This is a genomic window from Tunicatimonas sp. (genome assembly GCF_049647865.1).
Classification (GTDB): domain Bacteria; phylum Bacteroidota; class Bacteroidia; order Cytophagales; family Cyclobacteriaceae; genus Tunicatimonas.
Map to the genome: position 1 here is coordinate 1 of NZ_JBARYM010000840.1, position 1,582 is coordinate 1,582.

General features: G+C 44.7%; 1 protein-coding gene and 1 pseudogene. Both read left to right on the forward strand.

Annotated elements, in window-relative coordinates; genetic code table 11:
* The coding region (locus tag WBA23_RS24245; protein ID WP_424584860.1) for an RtcB family protein at positions 1-426 on the forward strand (426 nt) is incomplete at its 5' end.
* A gap of 343 nt (positions 427-769) precedes the next feature.
* Positions 770-1,582: pseudogene (locus tag WBA23_RS24250) on the forward strand (hypothetical protein); the annotation flags it as partial.

Sequence of the window (1,582 nt, forward strand, 5' to 3'; positions counted from 1 at the left end):
ACTCCGCTAGATGAGAAATTCTTACCGGATAGTTTGTGGCCTCGCTTAGTTCCCTTGAATATGGCTGAACCAGTACTGATTGTGCAGGGAGCAACTACCCAGGATAACTTAGGGTTTGCCCCCCACGGTGCCGGGCGTAACATCAGCCGTAGCGCACATAAACGGGGCAAGCAAGGGCAGACTGAAGCGCAAATCTTCCAAGAAGAAACAGATGGGTTGGATGTGCGCTTTTTTTCGGGTGAAATAGACATCTCTGAACTGCCTTCGGCTTATAAGAATGCCCAAACGGTACGGGCACAAATGCAAACCTACGGGCTGGGCGAAGTGATTGATGAGGTGATCCCTTACGGAAGCATTATGGCGGGGGACTGGCAGAAAAACGCCCCTTGGAAGCGAAGAAAGAAAAATAAGAAGAAAAAGCAGTAGTGCGCAAAATCCCTGCGCACTTACTGCTGATCTTTGATATCAGTTGGAAGGTCAAGCCTAAGTTACTCCGACCGTTACCAAGTTTACTTAGTCCATTACCTCTAACAATTATTAAGGCAGCGAACGTCGCCCGGTAGCTCAGTGATAGAGCAGGTATAGCCTGCCAGTTACTAGCAATGATAGGTCAAAGCAAGCTTACTTCAATTGGTTATTGCGGTTCGAATCCGCCTTGAGAGTTTGCTAATTACCTAATATACCGAGGTCAATTGCTACTTACTTCAACATCTTTTGGGTAGATCAGTAGCAAAATTATCCGGTATTTAATCCTTTAAATAAACGAGCCATGAACCAAGAATTACTAAAAGTTAGCCTTCGGCAACAAGCATTATTTATATCTATTGAGGATCAGAAAGTAGAAGCAGGGGAGTCGCTTAGTGAAACGACATCCGTCCTAGTAGCGAATGCAGCAAGGCTAGGGTTCACCGTTGAAGAAGAATTACTATGGATTCTCAATAGGCTATCACCTTCTACTAAGTTAGTGGTGCTGGAAGTGTTACGAGAAGTTGCTGGCGTTAATAAGAATTGGACTCCATTAGTAAAAAGGTGGGATGTACCTACCGGAGAATCCGTAGTAAATCATATCATTACGTTTATCACCAATTCATTGGGAAGTAAGCAGGGTACTCATCTAGCTTGTGGTCATGTAATTCCGGTGGGCACTTTCCCACTAGACCGATACAATGGTTGTCCCTTTTGCGGTACTCCTTTTGAGTTTGGCGAGATAGAGGCCTTCGGACAAGGAAGCAAACTCAAAGTATTAGCCTACTGGAAAGAGGCAGATGTAAGGAAGTTTTTCTTTGATCTACTACAATCCAAAACGGCTTTAGATGCCACGCAAGTTGATAGCCTGAAAGTACTGCTAAAGCACTATTCTATTCCTGAAAAAGTACAGGTAGGAATGAAAGAGACACTCATGCTGGTGATAGATACCTTAGTAGAGCAAGGGCGAAGTACTGAGTGCAGTAAGCTATTGACCAGCCCTCAAGACATTTTGCGCTACCTATGGTATAAGCATACGGGTTTCCTACAGATTATAGAACCTAAGACGATTATCGCCCGAATGGGGCGAAATCATCAGCATGTGTTTCAGCCCGCC